Here is a 22,071-nt window from a genome sequence, read left to right on the forward strand (position 1 = left end):
ATCGATGGGGCAGGATGTGCGGCGTGGAACCTCTCCGACTGATACTCCTCTACGCGCACCTGATCGGTTTCGCGCTGCTGCTCGGCGGTGCGGTCGGGCAGTACGTCACCGGCCGGACGCGGATCAACCCCCTGATGCTCTGGGGTGCGGTCATCCAGCTGGTGACCGGACTCGGCCTCGCCGCGCCGCTGCGGAACGGCGACGAGCCGTCGCCGGCCAAGCTGGCCACCAAACTGGTGATCGCACTGATGATCTTCGTGATGGTGTTCTTCTCCCGTAAGCGCGAGGTGGTCAACAAGGGCCACTTCCTCGCGATCATCGGCTTGACGCTGGTCAACGCCGCGGTCGCGGTCTTCTGGCGCTGACCCACCGGCGGTACGTCGACCAGGACCGGCCACATCGGTCCTGGTCGCCGGGGTCCCGATGACCCCAGGTGGTCAACCCCCCGTCACCTGCGGCAGGCCGGAACCGGCGGAAAACGGACGCCCGGGAGGATCGGTCCGGCATCGGGCGGACCGTTGAGTGATCTCGGGCACCCCGAAGTTACGTAAGGGTAACGGGCGTTCAACAGTCAGGCACGATTGTCGGCCGGTGGACTGGTGCGGGCGTACGCTCCCGTCCGTAACGTGGGACGCCGGCGGCAGCGCAGCAGGCCGGCACAAGGGCTGCCACCGCACTGGGCGGTGTGCAATGGGAAGGAGACCGTCTTGCGCTCTGCGCGTGGGATGCGGATCGTCTCGGTACTCGCGGTAGGCGGGCTCGCGCTCGGCGCCGCCGCGTGTGGCGAGGCTCCGGACGAGAACAACGCTGGCGGCACGGCGGCCGACAAGTACTCCGCCTGCATGGTCACCGACGTCGGGGGCATCGACGACAAGTCGTTCAACACCTCGGCCTGGGCCGGTCTGGAAGCGGCGAAGGCCGCCGACAGCAATATCGACATCAAGTACGTGGCGTCCAAGGCCGAGGCGGACTACGAGCCGAACCTGACCCAGTACGTCAACCAGGACTGCGACTTCATCCTCGCGGTGGGTGGGCTGATGGGCAACGCCACCTCCAAGATCGCCAAGGCGCACCCGGACCAGCAGTTCGGCATCGTGGACGCCAAGCTGCCGGAGAGCAACATCTTCCCGATGCAGTTCGACACCGCGCAGGCCGCGTTCCTGGCCGGTTACCTCGCCGCCGGGATGAGCAAGACCGGTACGGTCGCCACCTACGGCGGGGAGAAGATCCCGCCGGTGACCATCTTCATGGACGGCTTCGTCGACGGGGTGGCCCACTACAACCAGGCCAAGGGCAAGAGCGTCAAGGCGATCGGTTGGGACAAGGCCAGCCAGAACGGCTCCTTCACCAACAGCTTCGTGAAGCAGGACGAGGGCAAGAAGGTCAGCGACGCCCTCGTCGCCCAGGGCGCCGACATCGTCATGCCGGTGGCCGGCGGCGCCGGACTCGGCACCACGGCGGCCGCCCAGGCCTCCGGCGGCAAGTACTCGGCGATCTGGGTGGACAGCGACGGTTGCGAGAGCACCCCGAACTGCGCCGCGCTGGTCACCACCGTTGTCAAGAACATCAAGGACGCGGTGAAGGACGCGGTGGTGAAGGCGGCCAAGGGCGAGCAGCTGGCCCACGACCCCGGCTACCTCGGCACCCTGGCCAACAACGGCGTCTCGCTCGCCCCGTACCACGAGTTCGACAGCAAGGTTCCGGCGGAGCTGAAGGCCGACGTCGAGAAGCTCAAGACCGACATCGCTGCGGGCACCGTCAAGGTCAGCTCGGCCGCCCAGCCGAAGTGACGACCGGGTCGGTCGTCCCGGCACTGACCGGGACGGCTGGCCGGGCCGGCGTTGAAAGTGACGATCCGGCCGCTCCGGCCCTGGTAGGGAGCTTTTCCGCCGGGTCGGGGCGGCCGGTTTTCGCGCCGCCCACCGACCGGCCGAACAGGCCGCCACGACCGCCGAACGGTCCCCTGTCAACCCGGCCTACCAGCAGCTAGGCTGCAGCATCCCCCCGCACTCCCTGGAGGTTGCGCTGAGACTCGAACTGCGCGGCATCACCAAGCGGTTCGGTGATCTGGTCGCCAACGACCACATCGACCTGACGGTGGAGCCCGGAGAGATTCACGCGCTGCTCGGGGAGAACGGCGCGGGCAAGTCGACCCTGATGAACGTGCTGTACGGACTGCTACAGCCGGACGAAGGGGAGATTCTGGTCGACGGCCGGCCGTTGCGGGCCAAGGGCCCCGGCGACGCCATCGCCGCCGGCATCGGCATGGTGCACCAGCACTTCATGCTGGTCCCGGTCTTCACCGTGGCGGAGAACATCATGCTCGGCGCCGAGCAGGTACGGGGTGGCCTGCTCGGCTTCCTCGACCGGCGCCGGGCCCGGCGCCAGGTGACCGAGGTCTCCAGCCGCTACAACCTGCGGGTCGACCCCGACGCGGTCGTCGAGGACCTGCCGGTCGGCGTGCAGCAGCGGGTCGAGATCGTCAAGGCCCTCACCCGCGACGTCGACCTGCTGATCCTGGACGAGCCGACCGCCGTGCTGACCCCGCAGGAGACCGAGGAACTCCTCGTTGTCATGCGGGCGCTGAAGGAGACCGGCAAGTCGATCGTCTTCATCACCCACAAGCTCAAGGAAGTGAAGGCGATCGCGGACCGGATCACCGTGATCCGCCGGGGCCGTACGGTCGGCACCGCCAGCCCGGACGCGAGCGAGGACGAACTCGCCGCGCTGATGGTCGGTCGTACCGTCAACCTGACCGTGGAGAAGGCGGCCGCCACGCCGGGCGCCCCGGTGTTGCAGGTCGAGGGCCTGGTCGTGGACGACGACCGGTCGGTGCGCGCGGTCGACGGGGTGGACCTGACCGTACGCGCCGGTGAGGTGCTCGGCATCGCGGGTGTGCAGGGCAACGGGCAGACCGAGCTGATCGAGGCGCTGATGGGGCTGCGGCCGCTGCTCAGCGGCTCGGTGACGCTGGCCGGGGACCGGATCGACGGCTGGCCGACCAAGCGGGTGCTCCGGGCCGGTGTCGGGTACGTCCCCGAGGACCGCAGCGTCGACGGACTGGTCAAGGAGTTCAGCGTCGCCGAGAACCTGGTGCTGGACATCTACGACCAGCCGCCGTTCGGGGCCGGGCTGGTGCTCAAGCCGGAGGCGATCGCCGCGTCGGCCCGGGAGCGGATTCCCGAGTTCGACGTCCGGACCCCCTCGGCCGACGCACCCGTCGGTACGCTCTCCGGCGGCAACCAGCAGAAAGTGATCATCGCCCGGGAGATGTCCCGGCCGCTCAAGCTTTTCGTGGCCGCCCAGCCCACCCGGGGCGTGGACGTCGGCTCGATCGAGTTCATCCACCGCCGGATCATCCACGAGCGGGACATCGGCACCGCCGTACTGCTCGTCTCCAGTGAACTGGACGAGGTGATCGGCCTCGCCGACCGGATCGCCGTGATGTACCGGGGCCGGATCATCGGCGTCGTCGGTCCGGAGACCCCCCGTGAGGAGATCGGACTCCTGATGGCCGGTATCACCGGTGGCGAGCCGTCCGCCGGTGTGCCGGAGCAAACCGCCGGGTCGCCCGCCGACCCGGTCGCGGCGCCTGTCGAGCCGGCGGGGTCGCCCGCCGACCCGGTCGCGCCGGCCGCCGACGAGGCCGGCCGCGCCGACGTTCCTGGTAGCGAGGAAACCCGATGACCGACGTCAACACCCCCGGTGTGCCCGCCCCCCGGGAGAACCCCGACGGAGCAGGGACCGAGACCGGAACCGAGAAGGTGACCGGGACCGCTGGCGCCGCTCCGGCCGAGCCCGTCGCTGGCGCCGTCGAGCCGGCCGAGCCGGCCGCCGATGCGGCGGCGCCGGCCACTGGTGGCACCGAGGCCGCGGCGTCCGCCGCTGGTGGGGCCGAGCCGGCGAAGACGGCGGATGGAACCGACCCGGCGCAGCCGGCCGGAGCCGCTCCGCTGACCGACCGGGACGGCGGCGCGTCGTTGCTGCTGAAGCTCTTCGTCCGCAATCTCTGGTCGGCCAACACCGTGGCCGTCACCGTGCTCGCCGTCGTACTGGCGATGGTGATCGGCGCCATCCTGATCATCGTCTCCGACCCGGACGTGCTGCACACGTTCAGCTACTTCACCGCCCGGCCCCAGGACGCCCTCAACTCCAGTTGGGCGGTGGTCAGCGACGCGTACGCCAACCTGTTCAAGGGCGCGATCGTCGACCCGGCGGCGGTCAGCGGCTGGATCAGCGGCACGAACGGCTGGCAGCCGGTCTTCGCCCCGATCTCGGAAACGCTCACCTACACCGCCCCGCTGGTCTTCACCGGTCTGGCGGTCTCGCTGGCGTTCCGGGGCGGTCTGTTCAACATCGGTGCCCAGGGGCAGGCCACGGTCGGGGTGATCCTGGCCGCGCTCGCCGGCTTCCTGCTGCCGCTGCCGCCGGTCGTACACCTGGTCGTGGCCCTGGTCGCCGGTGCCCTCGGCGGCGCGCTCTGGGGCTTCGCCTCCGGCTTCCTCAAGGCCCGGACCGGCGCGCACGAGGTGATCACCACGATCATGCTCAACTACGTCGCCACGTACTTCCTGGCCTGGATCATCGTGCAGAACGGGGTGCACGCCTCCGATCGGACCGACGCGATCAGCCGGTCCGTCGACGGCTCCGCCCAACTGCCCCGACTGCTCGGCGGCGACCTGCGGGTGCACCTCGGCATCGTGCTCGCGGTCGGCGCCACCTGGGCGGTCTCCTGGCTGCTCAACCGCTCCACCTTCGGCTTCGAACTGCGCGCGGTCGGCGCCAACCCGGAGGCGGCCCGGACCGCCGGGATCAGCGTCGCCAAGACGTACGTCCTGGTCATGGTGATCGCCGGTGCGCTCTCCGGTCTCGGCGGCGCGAACATGGTGCTCGGCAGCACCGCCACCGCGCTCACCCCGCTGGTCATCGCCCAGATCGGTTTCGACGGCATCCTGGTCGCGCTGCTCGGTCGGGTGAGACCGTGGGGCGTCGCACTCGCCGCGCTGCTCTTCGGCGCCCTGCAGGCGGGCGGCAACCGGATGCAGTCGTACGCCAGCGTCTCGCTGGAACTGGTCACCGTGCTGCAGGCGCTGATCGTCATCTTCATCGCCGCACCGGCACTGGTGAAGGCGATCTTCGGGCTCCGGGCCGCCCGCGCCGCCCGGCTGCAGACGAGCATGGCGAAGGGCTGGTGACACACCCCATGTCCACGATGACTGTCGAGGACGTCGCGGTCACCGTACGACCGGGCTTCTGGACCCGCGACCGCAAGGTCGGCGTCGGGGCGGTGCTGCTCGGTATCCTCGCCGCGGTGCTGTTCGGCGCCCTCGCCACCGGCGCGGACGCCCGGTTCACCCTCAGCGAGGACGCCGGCGGCGCCTCGGTGGCGCTGAACGGGACCGTCGGCGCGATCCTCTTCGGACTGGTCGCGGTGGCGGCCGGAGCGGCCCTGCTGGTCGGGTTGCCGAAGCGCTGGTTCACTCCGCTGCTCGGCGTCGCGATCGCCGGCGTGGTGCTCTCGTTCATCTGCTGGCAGGTCTCGGCCGCGCCGGCCGGACAGAACTTCATGCCGCTGGTGAACATCGTCCGGGGCACCTTCATCCTCGCCCTGCCGCTGATCTTCGGCGCCCTGGCCGGAGTGCTCTCCGAGCGGTCCGGTGTGGTGAACGTGGCGATCGAGGGACAGTTGCTGATGGGCGCCTTCGCCGGCGCCCTGGTCGGTACGCTCACCGCGAGCGCCTGGCTCGGCCTGGCCGCCGCCGCCCTCGGCGGCGCGCTGATCTCGCTGCTGCTCGCCATCTTCACCATCCGGTACCTGGTCGACCAGGTCGTGATGGGGATCGTGCTGAACCTCTTCGCGGTCGGCCTGACCGGCTTCCTCTACGAACGGCTGATGCAGCCCGACGCGGCGAAGTACAACCAGCCACCCCGGTTCGAGGCCTGGCCGATCCCGGTCCTCTCCGACATCCCGGTCCTCGGCCCGGCCCTGTTCAGCGGCAACATCTTCCTCTACCTGGCACTGATCCTGGTGGTCGTGATCCACGTCGCGCTGTTCCGGACCCGGTGGGGGCTGCGGACCCGGTCGGTCGGGGAACACCCGACCGCCGCCGACACCCTCGGGGTCAAGGTCCTGGCGCTGCGCTACCGGAACGTGCTGCTCGCCGGCATGGTCGCCGGGATCGGCGGCGCCTCCTACACCCTGGCGCTCTACACCTTCACCAAGAACATGATCGGCGGTAAGGGCTTCATCGCCCTCGCCGCGCTGATCTTCGGCCGGTGGAGCCCGACCGGTGCCCTGTTGGCCGCGCTCTTCTTCGGCTTCGCCGACCAGCTCGGCACCTACCTCAGCGCGATCAACAGCACCATCCCCAGCGAGTTCCTGGCGATGCTGCCGTACCTCGCCACCCTGCTCGCGGTGGCCGGGCTGGTCGGCAAGGTGCGGGCTCCGGCCGCCGACGGCAAGCCCTACATCAAGGGCTGACCAGCGGCGGGGCAGGATGGTGGCGTGACGATGGAGATTGACTGGGCCAAGCTGCGGGCCGCCGCGACCGACGCGATGCGGCACGCGTACGCGCCGTACTCGAACTTTCCGGTCGGGGCGGCGGCGTTGGTCGACGACGGCCGGATCGTGGTCGGCTGCAACGTGGAGAACGCCTCGTACGGTGTCACGCTCTGCGCCGAGTGCGGGCTGGTCTCCGCGCTGCACGCCTCCGGCGGCGGCAAACTGGTGGCGCTCTCCTGCGTCGACGCGAACGGTGCACCCCTGATGCCCTGCGGCCGGTGCCGGCAACTGCTCTGGGAGCACGGCGGTCCGGCACTCGTGGTCGAGGCGGAACCCCGGCCGCTGCGGATGACGGAACTGCTGCCGCACGCGTTCGGGGTGGAAGACCTGGAGGCGATGGCGACCTCGGCGAAGGTTCCCAGCGTGCCGGAGGCGTTGGCGGCCTGGCGGGGACGGGGCACCGTCTTCCTGCACCCGGACGTGTCTGGCGGCCGGCAGATCTGGACCGGCTACTGGGAGCGGGCCGCCGGCGATGCCGAGGGTGCCCCGACCGGGGTGCTGGAGGAGGCGCCGACCTGGACCGACGTCGCCGAGGCGATCACCTGGGCGCAGGCCCGTACGCCTCGGGTGGTGGTGGTCGACGCCGACGGCGCACTGTTCTGGGCCGGCGAGGGGGAGCCTCCGGCGGAGATCCCGGCGCGCTGGGCGGGCTGAGGTCTCCCGGCCGGGGCTTTCCGGCCTGGTGCCTGGTGCCTGAAGCAGCTGGTCCGGTCGGGGACGTTGCCGGATCGCGGAGGGTTTGGGCCGGGCGCGCCGTGCCAGGTCGCGGAGGGTCGGGCGGGGCGCGCCGTGCCAGGTCCGGGGGTGGAGCCGGGCCCGCCGTGCCCGGCGCCCCGCGGGGCCGGGGGTAACCCGCGCCGCGGCCCCCGGGGCCGGCCCCCGTGGTGGCCGTGGGCCGGCAGGGGTCAACGCCGCGCCGGCGGTACCTGACGAACGACGCCGTGGGTCGGCGCGAACCATGAGGAAGAGGAAACAACTGTGAATGCGTACGCCGCGGTCGACGTGATCCGGACCAAGCGGGACGGCGGGGTGCTCTCCGACGGGCAGATCGACTGGGTGGTCGACGCGTACACCCGGGGCCGGGTCGCGGACGAGCAGATGTCGGCGCTGGCGATGGCGATCCTGTTGCGTGGGATGACCCCCGCCGAGATCGCCCGGTGGACCGCCGCGATGATCGCCAGCGGAGAGCGGCTGGACCTGTCAGGGGTTTCCCGGCCGACGGCGGACAAGCACTCCACCGGCGGGGTGGGCGACAAGATCACTCTGCCGTTGACTCCGCTGGTCGCGGCGTGCGGTGCCGCCGTACCGCAGCTCTCCGGTCGGGGGCTCGGGCACACCGGCGGCACGTTGGACAAGTTGGAGTCGATTCCGGGTTGGCGGGCCGCGCTCGGCAACGCCGAGTTCATCGCGCAGCTGCGCGAGGTCGGCGCGGTGATCTGCGCCGCCGGGGAGGGACTGGCCCCGGCCGACCGCAAGCTGTACGCCCTGCGTGACGTCACCGGCACCGTGGAGGCGATCCCGCTGATCGCCAGCTCGATCATGAGCAAGAAGATCGCGGAGGGCACCGGGGCGCTGGTGCTCGACGTGAAGGTCGGCTCGGGCGCGTTCATGAAGGCGGAGTCGGACGCCCGGGAGCTGGCCCGCACCATGGTCGAGCTGGGCGGCGCGCACGGGGTCCGGACGGTCGCCCTACTCACCGACATGTCGACCCCGCTGGGGCTGACGGTCGGCAACGCGGTCGAGGTCGCCGAGTCGGTGGAGGTGCTCGCCGGCGGCGGTCCCGCCGACGTGGTGGAGCTGACCCTCGCACTGGCCCGGGAGATGCTCGCCGCGGCTGGGCTGCCGGACGCCGACCCGGAGCGGGCGCTGCGCGACGGCCGGGCGATGGACGTGTGGCGGACCATGATCCGGGCCCAGGGCGGGGATCCGGACGCCCCGCTGCCGGTCGCCGCTGAGGTGGAGGTCGTCCGGGCCGACCGGGACGGCTTCGTCTCCGCCGTCGACGCGTACGGCATCGGAATCGCCGCGTGGCGACTCGGCGCGGGCCGGGCCCGTAAGGAGGACCCGGTCAGCGCGGCCGCCGGGGTGGTGCTGCACCGCCGACCCGGCGACCCGGTACGGGCCGGCGACCCGCTGTACGAGTTGCGGACCGACGACCCGGAGCGGATCCCGGCGGCCCGGGCCGAAGCGGCCGCGGCGGTGCTGGTCTCGGGTCAGCGTCCGGCCGTGACGCCGCTGGTCATCGACCGGATCGGCTAGCTCCCTCGACCGGTCGGCCAGGGTCCTCGGCCGGACGGTCAGGGGCGCCGACGCCGGGCGGGGCGGCCGGTGGCGGGCCCCGCCGAGCGGTTATCCTCCGTCGCCGGGAGACTTCCACCGGGCCCGGTTCGACGTCGGTCCGGGCATCCACCCGGGGTCACGACGCGGCCGCGCCGAACGGACCCTGACCCGACAGGATCTACAGCTGTGAGCGTGCCCGTTCCCGACCCGCAGGCGGTCCGTGCGGCCAACGTGGCCGAGCTGAGCAGGCTGGGCCTGCCGCTGCCCCCGGAGCAGTTTCCCCTGGTGTGGGAGCCGGGGGACACCGTCGAGTTGCGACCCACCGGCGAGCTTGAGGCCCGGGTCGCCGTACTGCACCTGGTGCTGGCCCGGTGCTTCGGGATGCCGGCCGAGGCAGGGATGGGTTGGCTGCTCGGCTCGCACCTGGTGGAGATGGTCACGCCGCCGGAGTGGCAGTTCGTGGCGGGCGACCGGGGGGACCACCGGTCGTTCGTACTGCACCACGACGCGGTCTTCGCCCTGGCGTGGGTGCTCGGGCTGACCCGGCACCTCGACCCGACCGCGCCGTCCGACGACCGCCTCATGGCGCGACTGCCGAACCTTCCGGCCGGGGAGACCTTCACCCAGTGGCGGGCGCGCTCCCTGGCGGCTCCCCGGGGCGCGGTGGAGGTCGCCGCCGTGCTCGACCTCTACTACTGCCTGGACTGGGCCTACCTGGAGGCCGAGCGGCAGGGGCTCCGGTTGCCCGGGATGATCGACAGCAACGCGATCGGGCAGCGGCGGTGGGCGTTGGAGTGGGCGGTGGTCTTCCGGGGGCCGTTCCACGACCCGCCGGCCGGTTGGGAGGAGGTCGACCTCTCCACCTGAGGTCGGCGTCGGCCCTACCGCCCGAGGCCGGCGTCGGGGTCTGGCTGGGTCGGTGTCCCGGCCGGGGACCGACCAGGCCGGGATGCGGTTGTCGCGCGTCGGATCTGGCCGTGGTCAGCGGGGCTGGTAGGCGGCGATGCGTACCGCCGCGGTGACCGTCACCGGCTCGGGCAGGGCGTCGACCCGCGCGTCGAGCCGTTCCGGGGCGGTGTGCCAGGCACTCGGGCCCATCCCCACCAGGGTGCGTACCTCGGCCCGGCTGAGCCGCAGCGTGTCGCGCCGTACCGTGGTGGGGCCGGGCGTGAAGTGCGGCGCCAGGCTGCCGGCGACCCGCTCCTCCTTGGCCGGGTCGACCCGGAGCAGATCGAGTGCGTCGACCAGTTCGCGCAGGTGGTCGGCGGCCGGGGTGACCACCAGCAGGCTGCCCCGTGGATGCAGCACCCGCCGGAACTCCGGGCCGTTGCGTGGGGCGAAGACGTTGAGCAGCAGGCCGGCGGCACCGTCGGCCAGCGGGAGGCGGCGCCAGGTGTCGCAGAGCACGGCGCCGGCCCGTGGATGGGCCCGGGCGGCGCGACGCAGTGCCGGCTTCGACGCGTCCAGGGCCAGGCCCGTGGCGGTGGGCAGGGCGTCGAGCACCGCGGCGAGGTGCCGGCCGGTGCCGGCTCCGGCGTCGACCACCAGTTCCGGGTACGTCGTCGGAGCGCCGCCCTCCGGTGCGGTCGCGGCGGTCGTCGCCGAGGTGGCGAGTGCGGCGAGCGTGGTCGAGATGACGTCGTAGTGGCCGGCGCCGAGGAAGTCGTCCCGGGCAGCCACCATCGCGGCGGTGTCCCCGGAGTGCGGGGAACGTCCCGCCGTCAGGTTGACGTAGCCCTGCCGCGCGATGTCGAAACTGTGTCCGGCCGGGCAGCGCAGCGCGGCGGCCACCGGCCCGGCTACGGCCACCGGGGCGAGTGGTTGGCCGCAGAGCGGACAGCGGAGGTGCCGCAGGATCTCGGGAGGCACCCCGACCACGATAGTGGCGTCCCGGCTGGCAGTGACCCGTGCCCGGCGACCCGGCAGCGCGCGGCCGGCGGCACTGACGGTGTCCGGTCCGTTGGCCGGTGGTGTCCCGGCGGTGATACCGGCCGCTGGCGGCGTGGCCGGGAAGGGAGCCGCGCGGGGAGGTGCCGGGGCGGTGCCGGAAACGACAGCGGCGGCCCACTAATGTCGGCACATGGCGGTAATCGGTTACGAAGACATCGTCAGGGTCCCGAAGGCGTTGCTGCACGACCACCTCGACGGTGGGCTGCGGCCGGGGACCGTGGTGGAACTCGCCGAGGCGGTGGGGCACCCGCTGCCGACCACGGATCCGGACGAACTCGGCCGGTGGTTCGTCGCGGCGGCCGACTCGGGGTCGCTCGAACGTTATCTGGAGACGTTCGCGCACACCGTCGCGGTGATGCAGACGGTGGAGGGTCTGCACCGCGTCGCCGCCGAATGCGCGCTCGACCTGGCCCACGACGGTGTGGTCTACGCGGAGGTCCGGTTCGCCCCGGAGCAGCACCTGGAACGGGGCCTCAGCCTGGACGAGGTGGTGGAGGCGGTGCTGGCCGGTTTCGCCGAGGGCAGTGCCGCGGCGGCGGCGGCCGGACGGCCGATCCGGATCGGCACCCTGCTCACCGCGATGCGGCACGCGGCCCGGTCCCAGGAGATCGCCGAACTCGCCGTACGGCACCGGGACGTCGGGGTGGTCGGCTTCGACATCGCCGGCGCCGAGGCGGGCTTCCCGCCCACCCGGCACCTGGACGCCTTCGAATACCTCCAGCGGGAGAACTTTCACTTCACCATCCACGCCGGGGAGGCGTTCGGTCTGCCGTCGATCTGGCAGGCGATCCAGTGGTGCGGCGCGGACCGGCTCGGCCACGGCGTACGGATCGTCGACGACATCACCACCGGTGCGGAACCGGTGCTCGGCCGGCTGGCCGCGTACGTCCGGGACAAGCGGATCCCGCTTGAACTGTGTCCGTCGTCCAACGTCCAGACGGGCGCCGCGCCGTCGATCGTCGAGCACCCCATCGGGCTGCTGCGGGACCTCCGGTTCCGGGTCACCGTCAACACCGACAACCGGTTGATGAGCGGTACCTCGATGTCGCGGGAGATGGCCCTGCTCGTGGAGGCGTTCGGCTACGGCTACGCCGAACTGCAGTGGTTCACCATCAATGCGATGAAGAGCGCCTTCATTCCGTTCGACGAGCGGCTGGCCATCATCAACGAGGTGATCAAACCGGCGTACGCCAAACTGCTGTCCTGATCCCGAGGCGGGTCGCCCGAGGGGCCGGTGGCCCTTCGGGCGGCGTCGGCGTCGATCCGGTCAGCGGCGATCGGCCGGCCGTTCGTCCGGCGGTCCGCATGGAGTGCGTAATCCGGCACTTCGGCCTTGTCGTCGGGGCCTGTGGGGCAAGGTTCCTCCGCCGTGGGCGGGGTCAACTCGTGGTCCGCATCCCACCAGTCGGGCCCGGCACACACGACGGACGCGAGGGCGTAGGGTGTCAGCGGTTCCGGTAACGTTCGATGCGTTGCGGGGCGGGACCTCGGGTCTGGAAATGGACAACGATTTCCGGTCTGCACCGCGGTAACCACGGGGACGTACGCGAACAAGGCATGTGACTACGCTGGGTGACACCTAAAAGACGGACCGCTGTCAAAGCGCGGGGACATTTCGGTGCGCTCCCGGTTGGTGACAACCTGGGCTTTCTCTTTGAGTTGTGGCGTGATGGAATCTCGGAGGTCCGACCCGGCCGGGTCGGTTGTTCAGCGGTGCCCTCGATCCATGACAGGGTGCTGGATGGGAAGGCGGTGACGTGAGCAAGCGGCCCAAGAGACCAGGAACGGTCCTGTCGCGTCTCCGCTCGCCGATCGGTCGGCTTCGCGACATGCCGATCTGGTCGAAACTCGGGCTGATCATGATCGCGCCGACCATCGCGGTCGTGGTGGTCGGTACGACGGGAATCGTCGACCACCTGGAGCGGCTCGAGGACGCCAATCGCGCCGACACGCTGGCCGCGCTCTCCCAGGTCTCCGGCGAACTCGTGCACGACCTACAGGACGAGCGGGCGGGCGCGGTCCTGCTGCTCGGCTCACGGGCGGAGACGCCCCGGCAGAAGTACCTCCAGGCCTACAACGACGTGCACAAGCGGGTCGACGGTGCCAAGGGGCCGTACTCGGAGCGTCGGGCCGAGCTGGACGACGTGCCGGCCAACTTCGACGCCCTGCTGGGCCGGATCGACCAGGGGCTGATCGACCTGCCCGGCACCCGTAGCCAGGTCGTCAACGAGAAGCTCAAACTGACCGACGCCGCGCAGTCGTACGAGGGGCTGATCAACGAGCTGCTCGACCTGCGGGACCTCGCGTCGCAGCTCGCCGGTGACACGAACCTGGGCGACCGGATGCGGGCCGCCGCCGCGACCTCGCGGGCCAAGGAATACCTGTCGATGCGTCGAATCGTCGTGCACCGCGCGCTGATCGACAACAGACTGACCCCGGTGCTGCGGACCGACTACATCGCCACCGAGACCGGTCAGCAGCAGGCACTGCAGAGCTTCGAGGCGGTCGCCAGCCGGGACGAGGCCGAGTTCTACGAGCAGATGGTCGCCGGCGCCGACCAGCGCGAGGCCGACACCTACAGCGGCTGGATCCGGGGCAAGACCAACGAGAGCATGTCGGACGCCCCGTTCGACGCGGACGACTGGGACGCCGCGATGGTCGGCAACGCCCAGCTGATCCGTGAGGTCGAGGCGAGGCTCGACGGCGACGTGCTCAAGCGGGCCGGTGTGCTGCGCGACGAGGTCCGGCAGCAGGTGTTCGTGGAGACCGGCCTGCTGCTCAGCATGCTGCTGATCGCCATCCTCTTCGCGTACCTGGTGGCCCGCTCGATGGCCCGGTCGCTCCGGGAACTCCGGCAGGGCGCGCTGGCTGTCGCCGAGCACGGCCTGCCGCACGCGGTGTCCCGACTGCGTGACCCGCAGCTGACCGCACAGATGTCCCCGGTCCAGGTGGCCAACCAGATCGCCGAGCCGCTGCCGGTCCGGAGCAAGGACGAGTTCGGCCAGGTCACCGAGGCGTTCAACGCGGTCCACCTGGAGGCGGTCCGCACCGCCGCCGAGCAGGCCGCACTGCGTGCCTCCGTCTCGACGATGTTCGTCAACCTCGCCCGTCGGTCCCAGATCCTGGTCGACCGGCTGATCGGGCACCTCGACCGGCTGGAGCGCGGCGAGGAGGACCCGGACCGGCTGGCCGAACTCTTCCAGCTCGACCACCTGGCCACCCGGATGCGGCGCAACGACGAAAACCTGCTCGTTCTCGCCGGCGCCGACTCGACCCGGGTACAGCGCGAGCCGGCGGCCCTGATCGACGTGCTCCGCGCCGCGCAGTCCGAGGTCGAGCACTACACCCGGATCGAGTTCGGGATGGTCGACCGGGACATCGAGGTCCAGGCGCAGGCGGTCAACGACCTCGTACACCTGGTGGCGGAGCTGTTCGACAACGCCACCGCGTTCTCGCCGCCGGACTCGCAGGTGCTGGTCGAAGCCCGTCGGGTGGGCGACCGCGCGACCCTGTACGTCGAGGACCGTGGCATCGGCATCACCGCGGAGCAGTTGCAGGACCTCAACGACCGGCTGGCCAAGCCACCCGCGGTGGACGTGACCGTCTCCCGGATGATGGGTCTGGTCGTGGTGGCGCGACTGGCGTCCCGGCACGGTGTCCAGGTCGAACTGCGGGCCGGCAACGACCGTGGGACTGTCGCGGACGTCACGCTGCCCTCGGCGATGCTGATCCCCCGGGCGCTCGCCGGCCGGGCCGGTCAGCCGGGTGCCCTGCCGACCGCCGCACCGGCACCGCACCAGCCGTCGCAACGCCCCGCGTTCGGCGCTCCGCTCGCGCTGGAGAGCGGCCCCGAGGCGGCGTTCCCCCGCCCGGCCGACACGTCGTTCCCCCGGCCGGCCGAGACACCGTTCCCCCGCCCTGCCGAGACACCGTTCTCCCGTCCGGCCGATCAGGACACCGCTCCGGCGGTCCGGCCTTACGAGCCGGCCACGAACGGCGGTGGGCGCTCCGGTACCCCGCCGAACTCGGTGCGGAGCATGCCGGCCTGGTCTGACCTCACCGGTGCACGAGCGGGCCTGAACGGGGGTGACCCCTTCACGCCGCGGGTCCCCGACGGGCGTGAGGTGGAACCGCTGCCCCAGCGCCGAGCCACGGAGCAGGGTGCGGAGGGCGGTCCGGCCACCGACACCACGACGATGTCCGGGTTCACCATTCCTCGACAGCGCCAGAACACCCAGGAGGCCGCGGCGAGCGCCGCGCAGGCGCCGCTGACGGCTCCGCCGGTTCCGCCGGTCTCCGCCCCGCCCGTGCAGGCGACGCCGACTCCACCGGCAACCCCGGTACCACCGCTGGCGACCCCGCCGGTGTCGCCGTTCGCCGCCCCGCCGGCCCCGCTCGCCGCCCCGCCACCGCCACCGCTGCCGCAGCCCACCCAGGCGCCCGGCGCCGGTGCGCCGCCGGCATGGCCCCCGGTCAACGCGCCCGAGCGGGAGACCGCCGCGCCGCCCGTACCGGAACGGTTGGCTGCCGCGCTGGACATGACGGCGGAACTGCCACGGATGGCCCGGCCCTCGGCCGAACCACCGGCTACTGTGGACGCTCGACCGAAGTTCGCGGACGAGACCATGGAACTGCCGATCTTCCGCGAGCTGGAGTCGGCCTGGTTCCGTACCCGCCGGACCCCCGAGGAGGCCAGCGCTTCGCAGAGCGGTGCCGCTTCCACCCCGTCGGCCAGCCAGGTCGCCACGGCGGAAGGTGCCGGTCGTGACGCGGAGCGGACGTCGAGCGCACCGACAGATAACGCAGCGATGGTGAACGTCTCGGCGCCGCTGGGACAGCGTCCCAACGGCGGCGGTTCCACCGCCGGCCACAGCAATGGTGCGGGCCGGCCGGGCGAGGCACTCGGTGGCGGCTGGCAGACGGCGGCCGACGACGGTTGGCGGGCAGCGATGGCGGCCACTTCGGCGGCCAAGGCGCCCGACGCCCCTACCACGTCGACCGGTCTGCCCAAGCGGGTGCCGATGGCCCAGCTGGTTCCCGGAGCCGTGGAGAAGCCGACCACCTCGGTGCAACGTCGTACGCCGGAGGCGGTGCGTGGACTGCTGTCCGCGTACCACCGTGGGGTGCAGCGTGGCCGCACGCACCCGACGGACGACCAGTCGATCGGGCAGGTCGATCTGGGCCCCGCGAACGCAAGCGGCCAGAAGGAGCATGAAGGATGACATCTACGCAGGATCTCGGTTGGCTTCTGGCCAACTTCGCCGATCGTGTGCCCGGCGTCGCCCACGCGATCGCCGTCTCCGCGGACGGTCTGCTCCTGGCGGCGTCACGGGACCTGCCGCGCGACCGGGCGGATCAACTCGCCGCGATCGCGTCCGGCCTGGTCAGTCTCACCCAGGGAGCGGCACGCTGCTTTGAGGGTGGGGCGGTGTTGCAGACGGTCGTCGAGATGGACAATGGTTTCCTGTTCCTGATGTCCATCTCGGACGGGTCGTCCTTCGCGGTGCTTGCCGCCCGGAGCTGTGACGTCGGGCAGGTCGGATACGAAATGGCATTGCTCGTCGACCGGGTTGGTGACGCGTTGACGCCGCCGCCCCGGGCCGCGGCGGGGATGCTGAGCTAGGCGGTACACGGCTGGTGAGCGCTGCCAGCCGGTGCGACGACAATGGAACGACGACGAACTCCACGGTGTGAGTCTCTGCTACGGCGAGAAGGGGGTGAACGGCGATGATGGCCGAACGCGACGAGCCGACCGGCGCGCTGGTGCGGCCATACGCCGTCACCCGCGGTCGGACCCGGCCGAGACTCGATATCGCACTGGAGGCGCTCGTCGAGACGACGGTGCGCGGTCGGTCCGCCGGAAACGGCAATGGTGGCCAGGGCCGGGAGCACCAATACATCGCCGCGCTGTGTGATGGTCGACTGCAGTCGCTCGCGGAGATCGCGGCGCGGATGCAGTTACCGCTCGGAGTGGCTCGGGTCCTGATCGCCGACATGGCCGCAGACGGCCTGGTGGCGGTGCACGAACCGACGATTCTGGACGACTCAAACGATGCGGTGGGCACTGAACTGCTGGAGAGGGTGCTGAGTGGACTTCGCAGGCTCTGACATGTCGCACCGCCCAACCCCCGGCGCGTGACATCGGCGAAGATCGTCATCGCCGGTGGCTTTGGCGTCGGCAAGACGACACTGGTCGGCTCGGTCTCGGAAATCACGCCGTTGACCACCGAGGCGATCATGACGTCCGCCGGCGTGGGCGTCGATGACACGCGGCAGGTGCCGGGAAAGACGACCACCACGGTCGCCATGGACTTCGGTCGAATCTCGATCGACCGGGATCTGATCCTCTACCTGTTCGGTACCCCTGGCCAGACGCGGTTCTGGTTCATGTGGGACGAACTGGTGCGAGGGGCGATCGGTGCGGTCGTGCTGGTGGACACCCGTCGACTGGCCGACTGCTTCGCGGCGATCGACTTCTTCGAGCACCGTCGGCTGCCGTACCTCGTGGCGATCAACTGCTTCGACGGTATGCAGTACCACGACCCGCAGGATGTGCGGGACGCGCTGGCCATCTCCAACGACGTACCGGTTGTCGCCTGCGACGCCCGGAACCGGGAGTCGACCAAGCACGTCCTCATCTCGCTGGTCGAGTACGTGCTGACGATGCGTCGCTCGCGCGCCGTCGCGCCAGCCTGATCGAGGCGGTCGCTTCACCGTCGCGCCGGGACCCACGTCCGTGGCCGGCGCTATCCGTCGTGCCCCGGCTGTCCGGTACCGGCTGTCCCGGCCACGCCGGTGGCCGCTGGTCCGCTCCACCGGTCGCTGTCGCCTCGGCACTCCTCTGGGTGACCGCCTCGGTCCGGTGTGCCCGTCGCGCCGGCCGTCGACATTCCGGGCCTCACGCTGCCCGGGCGCTCGCCGCATCCCGACCGCCCTCGGACCTCCGCGCCGACGTCCGTTCACCGGATCCCGTTCGGACGGTCCAGGTCCGCGCCGCCGCTCGGCGCCGTCGTCTCCCACCGGTGTTCCCGTTCGGACGGTCCCGTGAGTCGGTGATCCGGCGCCCTGTCCGCTCGCCGGATCCCGTTCGGACGGTCCAGGTCCGCGCCGCCGCTCGGCGCCGTCGTCTCCTGAAGCCGCGGAACTTCCGGCCGCTCCCGCGCTGTCCGGTGTGCCCTGTGCTCAGGAAACCCGGCTCCAGGCGCCACTGGAGACGGTGAATACGCCGAGGAAGTCCGCTGCCATACCGCCGTGGCGGATCGGCGAGAACGAGTACGCACCCGCGATGCCCTCGACAACCTGGGTGGCCAGATAGGCCCGGATCCGGCCCCGGTCGACGCTCTTGCCGAGCCGGGCCGCGTCGGCGATCAGTCGTACCGCGTCCGCGCCGTACGGGGCGAATCCGCTGAACGAGCCGTGCTCGTGGAGGTACCGGTAGACGAAGTCCCGACGGGCCAACCCGGCCGTGGTGGTGTTGGTCAGCGACGACCCGCTCAACGAGATGGGGTGTACGGCGTACGAGCCCTCGACGGCCTCGGAGTTCTGGTCGGAGAGGGTGTCCTCGGTGACCGCACCGGCATCGAAGAAGATTCCCCCGGTGTAGCCGGTCTCCCGGAGCGCCCGGGCCGCCGCGGCGGAGAACGGCGAGGTTCCCCAGATGATGACCGCTTCCGGGAACTCCGCGACCACCCGCCCGGCCGCCGGGCCGCAGTCGGCGCCCTCGGTACGCGGCAGACGGGCGGTGGCGACCAGGGTGCGGTCGGTGCTTTCGAGCGCCGCTGTGACGGCCCGTACGCCCGAATCGCCGTGCGCCCCTGCCGCGGCTAGCAGTCCGACACGTTCGAGCCCCTGCGAGCGAATCAGCCCGGCCAACGCCCGGGCCATGTCGCGGGCGTCCGGGGCGAGCTTGTAGATGTACGTCCGTTCGGAGAGCGGCGTGGTGAGGTTGTCCGCTGCGGCGAAGGAGATGAACGGCACCTGTTGCTGCTGGGCGGCCGGGATGATGCGCAGCGAGGTTTCGGCGAGGCAGCCGCCGACGATGGCGTGCGCGTTCTCGCGGGTGGCCAGTTCGTCGGTCTGGTCGGCGGCGACCCGGGGGTCGCTCTTGTTGTCCCGGATGACCAGCCGGATGGTGCGGCGCAGGTTGCCGACCGGCACCTGCGTCTCGTTGAGCGTGTCGGCCATGATCCGCAGCGAACGTTCCTGGAGCAGGCCCATGAACCGTCCCACGCCGGTGAGTTCGAGGTTGACCCCGATCACCAGCTCCGGATTCTCCGGGCGTCGGATTCCTGTCCCCTCGTCACGACCGCACGCGGCGAGCAGGCTGGTGGCTGCCGTGGCCAGCAGACCACGTCGGCTGAGCGTCCAACCCCCGACTGCCCGTCCAGCCATCCGCTGCCGCCCTTCATGCCTGGTCACCGGTGTCGCCGGTGGTTCCGCCGGTATGGTCCCGACCGCTGCGGCGCGTCGTCAACTTCTCGCAGTGTGGCGAGAAACACCAGGTCGGGGCGGCTATCGGGCTGACTGGCCAGTCAGTTGAACGGTGTTGGCCGGACCGGTACCGCCGCTCGTCCGACCGGTGGATCCCGACCCCACCGCCGAGCCGGCGCTCGTGGGACGGCAGTCGTTCCCGGAGTTCCGCCGGCCGCCGGCAACGCGAAACGGCCGGCACCGACGGGAAACGGGCGGACCCGACACGGCCGGCACCGACTCCGAACGGGCGGACGCAGAACGGGCTGACCCCGACCCCGAACGCGCGGACCCGACACGGCCGGCACCGGCTCCGAACGGGCGGACCCAGAACGGGCTGACACGACGGGGAGCGGACGGACACGAAACGGGCCGGCACCGACGATCGTCGTCGGCACCGGCCCGTCCGATGTCTGCCCGGACACCGGGCGTGGGATCAGGAGCGGTAGCCCGCCGAGCGGTACTCGTAGTCCGGGGTCTCCGCGCGGTCCTCGTGGTCCCGGCTGAAGTCCCAGCCGCCGGCCGCCTCACGGCCCGGTCGGCCACCGACCGCGTAGCCGCCGATCTCCTGGCCCCGCCGCCAACCCCGGAAGTAGCCGGTCGTGTGCTCGGCGATCCGGGCGGCGTCGCGGACGATCCGCAGCGGCCGCTCGTCGCGCAGCGGCGAGCCGGGCACCAGGTTGGCCTGGGGGACCCGCTTGGGCAGTCCGGCACCGGTCGAGGCACCTACCGAGGGCTTGGCCGCCTGCTCGGCCGCCCGCCAGCCGCTGTCCGCCGTGGACGCCCACTCGACCTCGTCGTCCTCGGGGTGGCCGGTGAACCACGCCGACCGCGCGGCGGCGAAGATCAGCAGGTCGCCGTCGCCCTCCTCGGAGACCGGAGGCGGGCCGGCTTCCACGTTGCGGCGGGCGGCGGGCGGGGGCGTCTGCTCGGTCCGGACCTGCTCCTCCTCCGGCCGCCGCAACGGCAGGTTGCCGGTGGACAGGCCGTTGTGCCGGGTCCGCTCGGCCAGCGACGGCTCGACCAGACGCAGCGCGGGCGGTTCCGGCGGCAGGTCGTCCGCCTGCCAGGGCGGGGTCACCCGGCCGTCGGCGGGCGCCGAGCTGGTGGGCAGGTTTCCGGGTACGTCCCGATCGGCCGCCTGGTCACCGGCGTACGCCGGGTAGCCCGTGGCCGGGCCGGCAGCGAGGTCGTCGTGCTCGTCGCCCGAGTTGACCAGCGGCCAGTTCGCCCGTGAGCCGGGTGCCGGGGCCGGCTCCGGCCGGGCGGCGGGGACGGAGACGGTGAGCCCGGCCGCCGAGATGGTGCCCGGTCGGGGTTCGCCGTTTGTCTTCGGCCGGGGCGGAACCACGGTCGGCCGCTGACGCTCGTTCCGGGCGCTGTTGATCGCCGCGGTGGTGAGCGTGGCCCGGAACGGCTCGCCGGCCTCGGCCGGCGGAATCGAACCACGCTGGGAGGGCGGGATCGGGGTGATTCCCGGCGGCGGCGGTGGCGGGGCGGAGACCGGTCGGTTGGCCCCGGTGTCGCCCTGCCAGGCGGGCGGTGCGGACGACGGCGGCGCGGTGCGGGGCTCCCCCCGGGGCGGGCCGGAGACCGGCGCGGGACTGGAGAGCGACGCGGCCGGTGCCATCGGCGGCGCGGAAGCGGGAGTGACCGGCGACGGGGCGACCGGTGGCGGTGCGACCGGCGAGGGCGCGACCGGCGGCGGCCCCAGCGGCTGGGGGGTGACGGGTGACCCGTTCGCCGCTATCGGTTGGTGTCGGCTCCGACGGCCCAGCCCGGGTGCCGGCTCGCGGTCGGGCGTCGGCCCGGAGTGCATCGCGGGGGTGGGCGCCGGCGCGGCGGGTTGGACGGCCCGGCGCCCTGCCCGGCGGGCGCTGTCGGGCGGGGAACTGACCCGGGCGGCCAACGTGGCGACAAGGGCGTCGCAGCCGGCGTCGCAGGCGCGTACGGCCGCGACGGCCTGTCGTACGGTCTCGGCGGAGGCGGCGGTGAACGCCTTGTTGTTGGTGGCGGGACCGCGCCGGGGCGTCTCCGAGATGGCGACGCGCAGCGCGGTGACGGCCTCGGTGAGGGTGTCGGCTCCGGCGACGCCGTCCGCGGCGAGGTGGGCGGCGATGGCGTCGGCCGTCGTCGCCGCGTCCCGGCCACGGGTGCCGTTCAGCATGCCCGGCTCGGGAAGTGCGTCCAGCACCGCCAGTGAGACCGGCTCGGCCGGATCCGGGTAGGCCCGCAACGCGGCCGGGTAGAGCTCGCGGAGCACCTCGCGCAGTGCCACCGCGGCGGCGTGCCGGCCGTTCGTGAGGGCCGCGTGGGCGGCGAGAACCGGGGTGAAGGTGGACAGGTCCCGGGACGGCGGCAGGGTGGTCGCCGAGAGCGCTCCGGCCTGCAGCGCCCGGGCGAGCCCGACGGCCCGGCGTTCGGCCGGCGCGGACTCGCGTTCCTCCGGCGACTCGTCGTCGGCGAATCGTTCGGCGAAGTCGTCGACCAGGTCGTCGTCCGCGATGGCCAGCGGACGACCCGCCGCGTTCAGCAACGAGGTGACCGCGTGGTCGTCGCTGTCGGTCGCGACGGCGGCGCCGCTCGGTCCGCTGCCCCGTTCCACGAGCACCGCGACCAGCCGGGCGTAACCGGCGGGGTCGTCGGTGATCTCGCAGACATGGAGCAGCCTGCCTGCGTCGTCAACCACCGCGGAGGTCAGCGTCGCGCCGGCCGGAGCCGGCCCGCCCGCTGGATCCGCAGAGGCCAGACCGCAGTACACCCGCACGAGCGCCACGGCGTCGTCCTCCTCCCGAGACACAGGGGTGTGC

The 22,071-nt window shown here is 71.9% G+C and carries 16 protein-coding genes; 13 read left to right on the plus strand and 3 right to left on the minus strand.

Annotated features, from left to right (window positions below; translation table 11 throughout):
* Positions 1-23: 23 nt before the first annotated feature.
* From V1633_RS13860 to V1633_RS13895, 8 genes are all read left to right on the plus strand, one after another.
* Complete coding sequence (locus V1633_RS13860; protein WP_331214689.1) at positions 24-365, plus strand: hypothetical protein; 342 nt, start codon at positions 24-26, stop codon at positions 363-365.
* Between the two features lie 360 nt (positions 366-725).
* Positions 726-1,790 (plus strand): BMP family lipoprotein, encoded by a 1,065-nt coding sequence (locus V1633_RS13865; protein WP_331214761.1) that lies wholly within the window; start codon positions 726-728, stop codon positions 1,788-1,790.
* A gap of 295 nt (positions 1,791-2,085) precedes the next feature.
* Positions 2,086-3,687, plus strand: a complete 1,602-nt coding sequence (locus V1633_RS13870; RefSeq protein ID WP_331214762.1) for an ABC transporter ATP-binding protein — start codon at positions 2,086-2,088, stop codon at positions 3,685-3,687.
* Positions 3,684-5,195: an ABC transporter permease gene (locus V1633_RS13875; RefSeq protein WP_331214690.1), complete on the plus strand. Its 1,512-nt coding sequence runs from the start codon at positions 3,684-3,686 to the stop codon at positions 5,193-5,195. Before V1633_RS13870 ends, V1633_RS13875 begins: the two co-directional genes overlap by 4 nt.
* 8 nt (positions 5,196-5,203) lie before the next feature.
* The gene (locus tag V1633_RS13880; protein WP_331214691.1) at positions 5,204-6,481 is read left to right on the plus strand and encodes an ABC transporter permease; all 1,278 of its coding nucleotides are present in this window, start codon (positions 5,204-5,206) and stop codon (positions 6,479-6,481) included.
* Positions 6,482-6,511: 30 nt separating this feature from the next.
* Positions 6,512-7,216, plus strand: a complete 705-nt coding sequence (locus tag V1633_RS13885; RefSeq protein WP_331214763.1) for a cytidine deaminase — start codon at positions 6,512-6,514, stop codon at positions 7,214-7,216.
* A 324-nt stretch (positions 7,217-7,540) separates the two neighbouring features.
* On the plus strand, positions 7,541-8,821 hold the full coding sequence (locus V1633_RS13890) for a thymidine phosphorylase (RefSeq protein ID WP_331214692.1): 1,281 nt from the start codon (positions 7,541-7,543) through the stop codon (positions 8,819-8,821).
* 207 nt (positions 8,822-9,028) lie between these two features.
* Positions 9,029-9,709 (plus strand): DUF4272 domain-containing protein, encoded by a 681-nt coding sequence (locus V1633_RS13895; RefSeq protein WP_331214693.1) that lies wholly within the window; start codon positions 9,029-9,031, stop codon positions 9,707-9,709.
* 114 nt (positions 9,710-9,823) lie between these two features.
* Here V1633_RS13895 and V1633_RS13900 read toward each other — a convergent pair whose 3' ends face one another.
* On the minus strand, positions 9,824-10,711 hold the full coding sequence (locus V1633_RS13900; RefSeq protein ID WP_331214694.1) for a putative RNA methyltransferase: 888 nt from the start codon (positions 10,709-10,711) through the stop codon (positions 9,824-9,826).
* 211 nt (positions 10,712-10,922) lie between these two features.
* On the opposite strand from V1633_RS13900, the gene V1633_RS13905 reads away from it, so the two are divergent.
* From V1633_RS13905 to V1633_RS13925, 5 genes are all read left to right on the plus strand, one after another.
* On the plus strand, positions 10,923-11,999 hold the full coding sequence (locus V1633_RS13905) for an adenosine deaminase (protein WP_331214695.1): 1,077 nt from the start codon (positions 10,923-10,925) through the stop codon (positions 11,997-11,999).
* A 550-nt stretch (positions 12,000-12,549) separates the two neighbouring features.
* Positions 12,550-16,014: a sensor histidine kinase gene (locus V1633_RS13910; RefSeq protein WP_331214696.1), complete on the plus strand. Its 3,465-nt coding sequence runs from the start codon at positions 12,550-12,552 to the stop codon at positions 16,012-16,014.
* Complete coding sequence (locus V1633_RS13915; RefSeq protein WP_331214697.1) at positions 16,011-16,415, plus strand: roadblock/LC7 domain-containing protein; 405 nt, start codon at positions 16,011-16,013, stop codon at positions 16,413-16,415. Before V1633_RS13910 ends, V1633_RS13915 begins: the two co-directional genes overlap by 4 nt.
* Positions 16,416-16,522: 107 nt before the next feature.
* Entirely contained in the window at positions 16,523-16,900 is a 378-nt protein-coding gene (locus tag V1633_RS13920; protein ID WP_101371820.1) for a DUF742 domain-containing protein, read from the plus strand.
* A 27-nt stretch (positions 16,901-16,927) separates the two neighbouring features.
* Positions 16,928-17,488 carry a GTP-binding protein gene (locus V1633_RS13925; protein ID WP_331214698.1) on the plus strand — a complete coding sequence of 187 codons (561 nt, stop codon included), beginning with the start codon at positions 16,928-16,930 and terminating at the stop codon, positions 17,486-17,488.
* Between the two features lie 486 nt (positions 17,489-17,974).
* On the opposite strand, the gene V1633_RS13930 is transcribed toward V1633_RS13925, so the two are convergent.
* Together V1633_RS13930 and V1633_RS13935 are read right to left on the minus strand one after the other, a co-directional pair.
* On the minus strand, positions 17,975-19,183 hold the full coding sequence (locus V1633_RS13930) for an ABC transporter substrate-binding protein (RefSeq protein ID WP_331214699.1): 1,209 nt from the start codon (positions 19,181-19,183) through the stop codon (positions 17,975-17,977).
* Positions 19,184-19,697: 514 nt separating this feature from the next.
* Positions 19,698-22,061 (minus strand): transposase, encoded by a 2,364-nt coding sequence (locus tag V1633_RS13935; protein WP_331214700.1) that lies wholly within the window; start codon positions 22,059-22,061, stop codon positions 19,698-19,700.
* Positions 22,062-22,071 lie beyond the last annotated feature (10 nt).

This window comes from Plantactinospora sonchi (assembly GCF_036422035.1).
GTDB lineage: Bacteria > Actinomycetota > Actinomycetes > Mycobacteriales > Micromonosporaceae > Plantactinospora > Plantactinospora sonchi.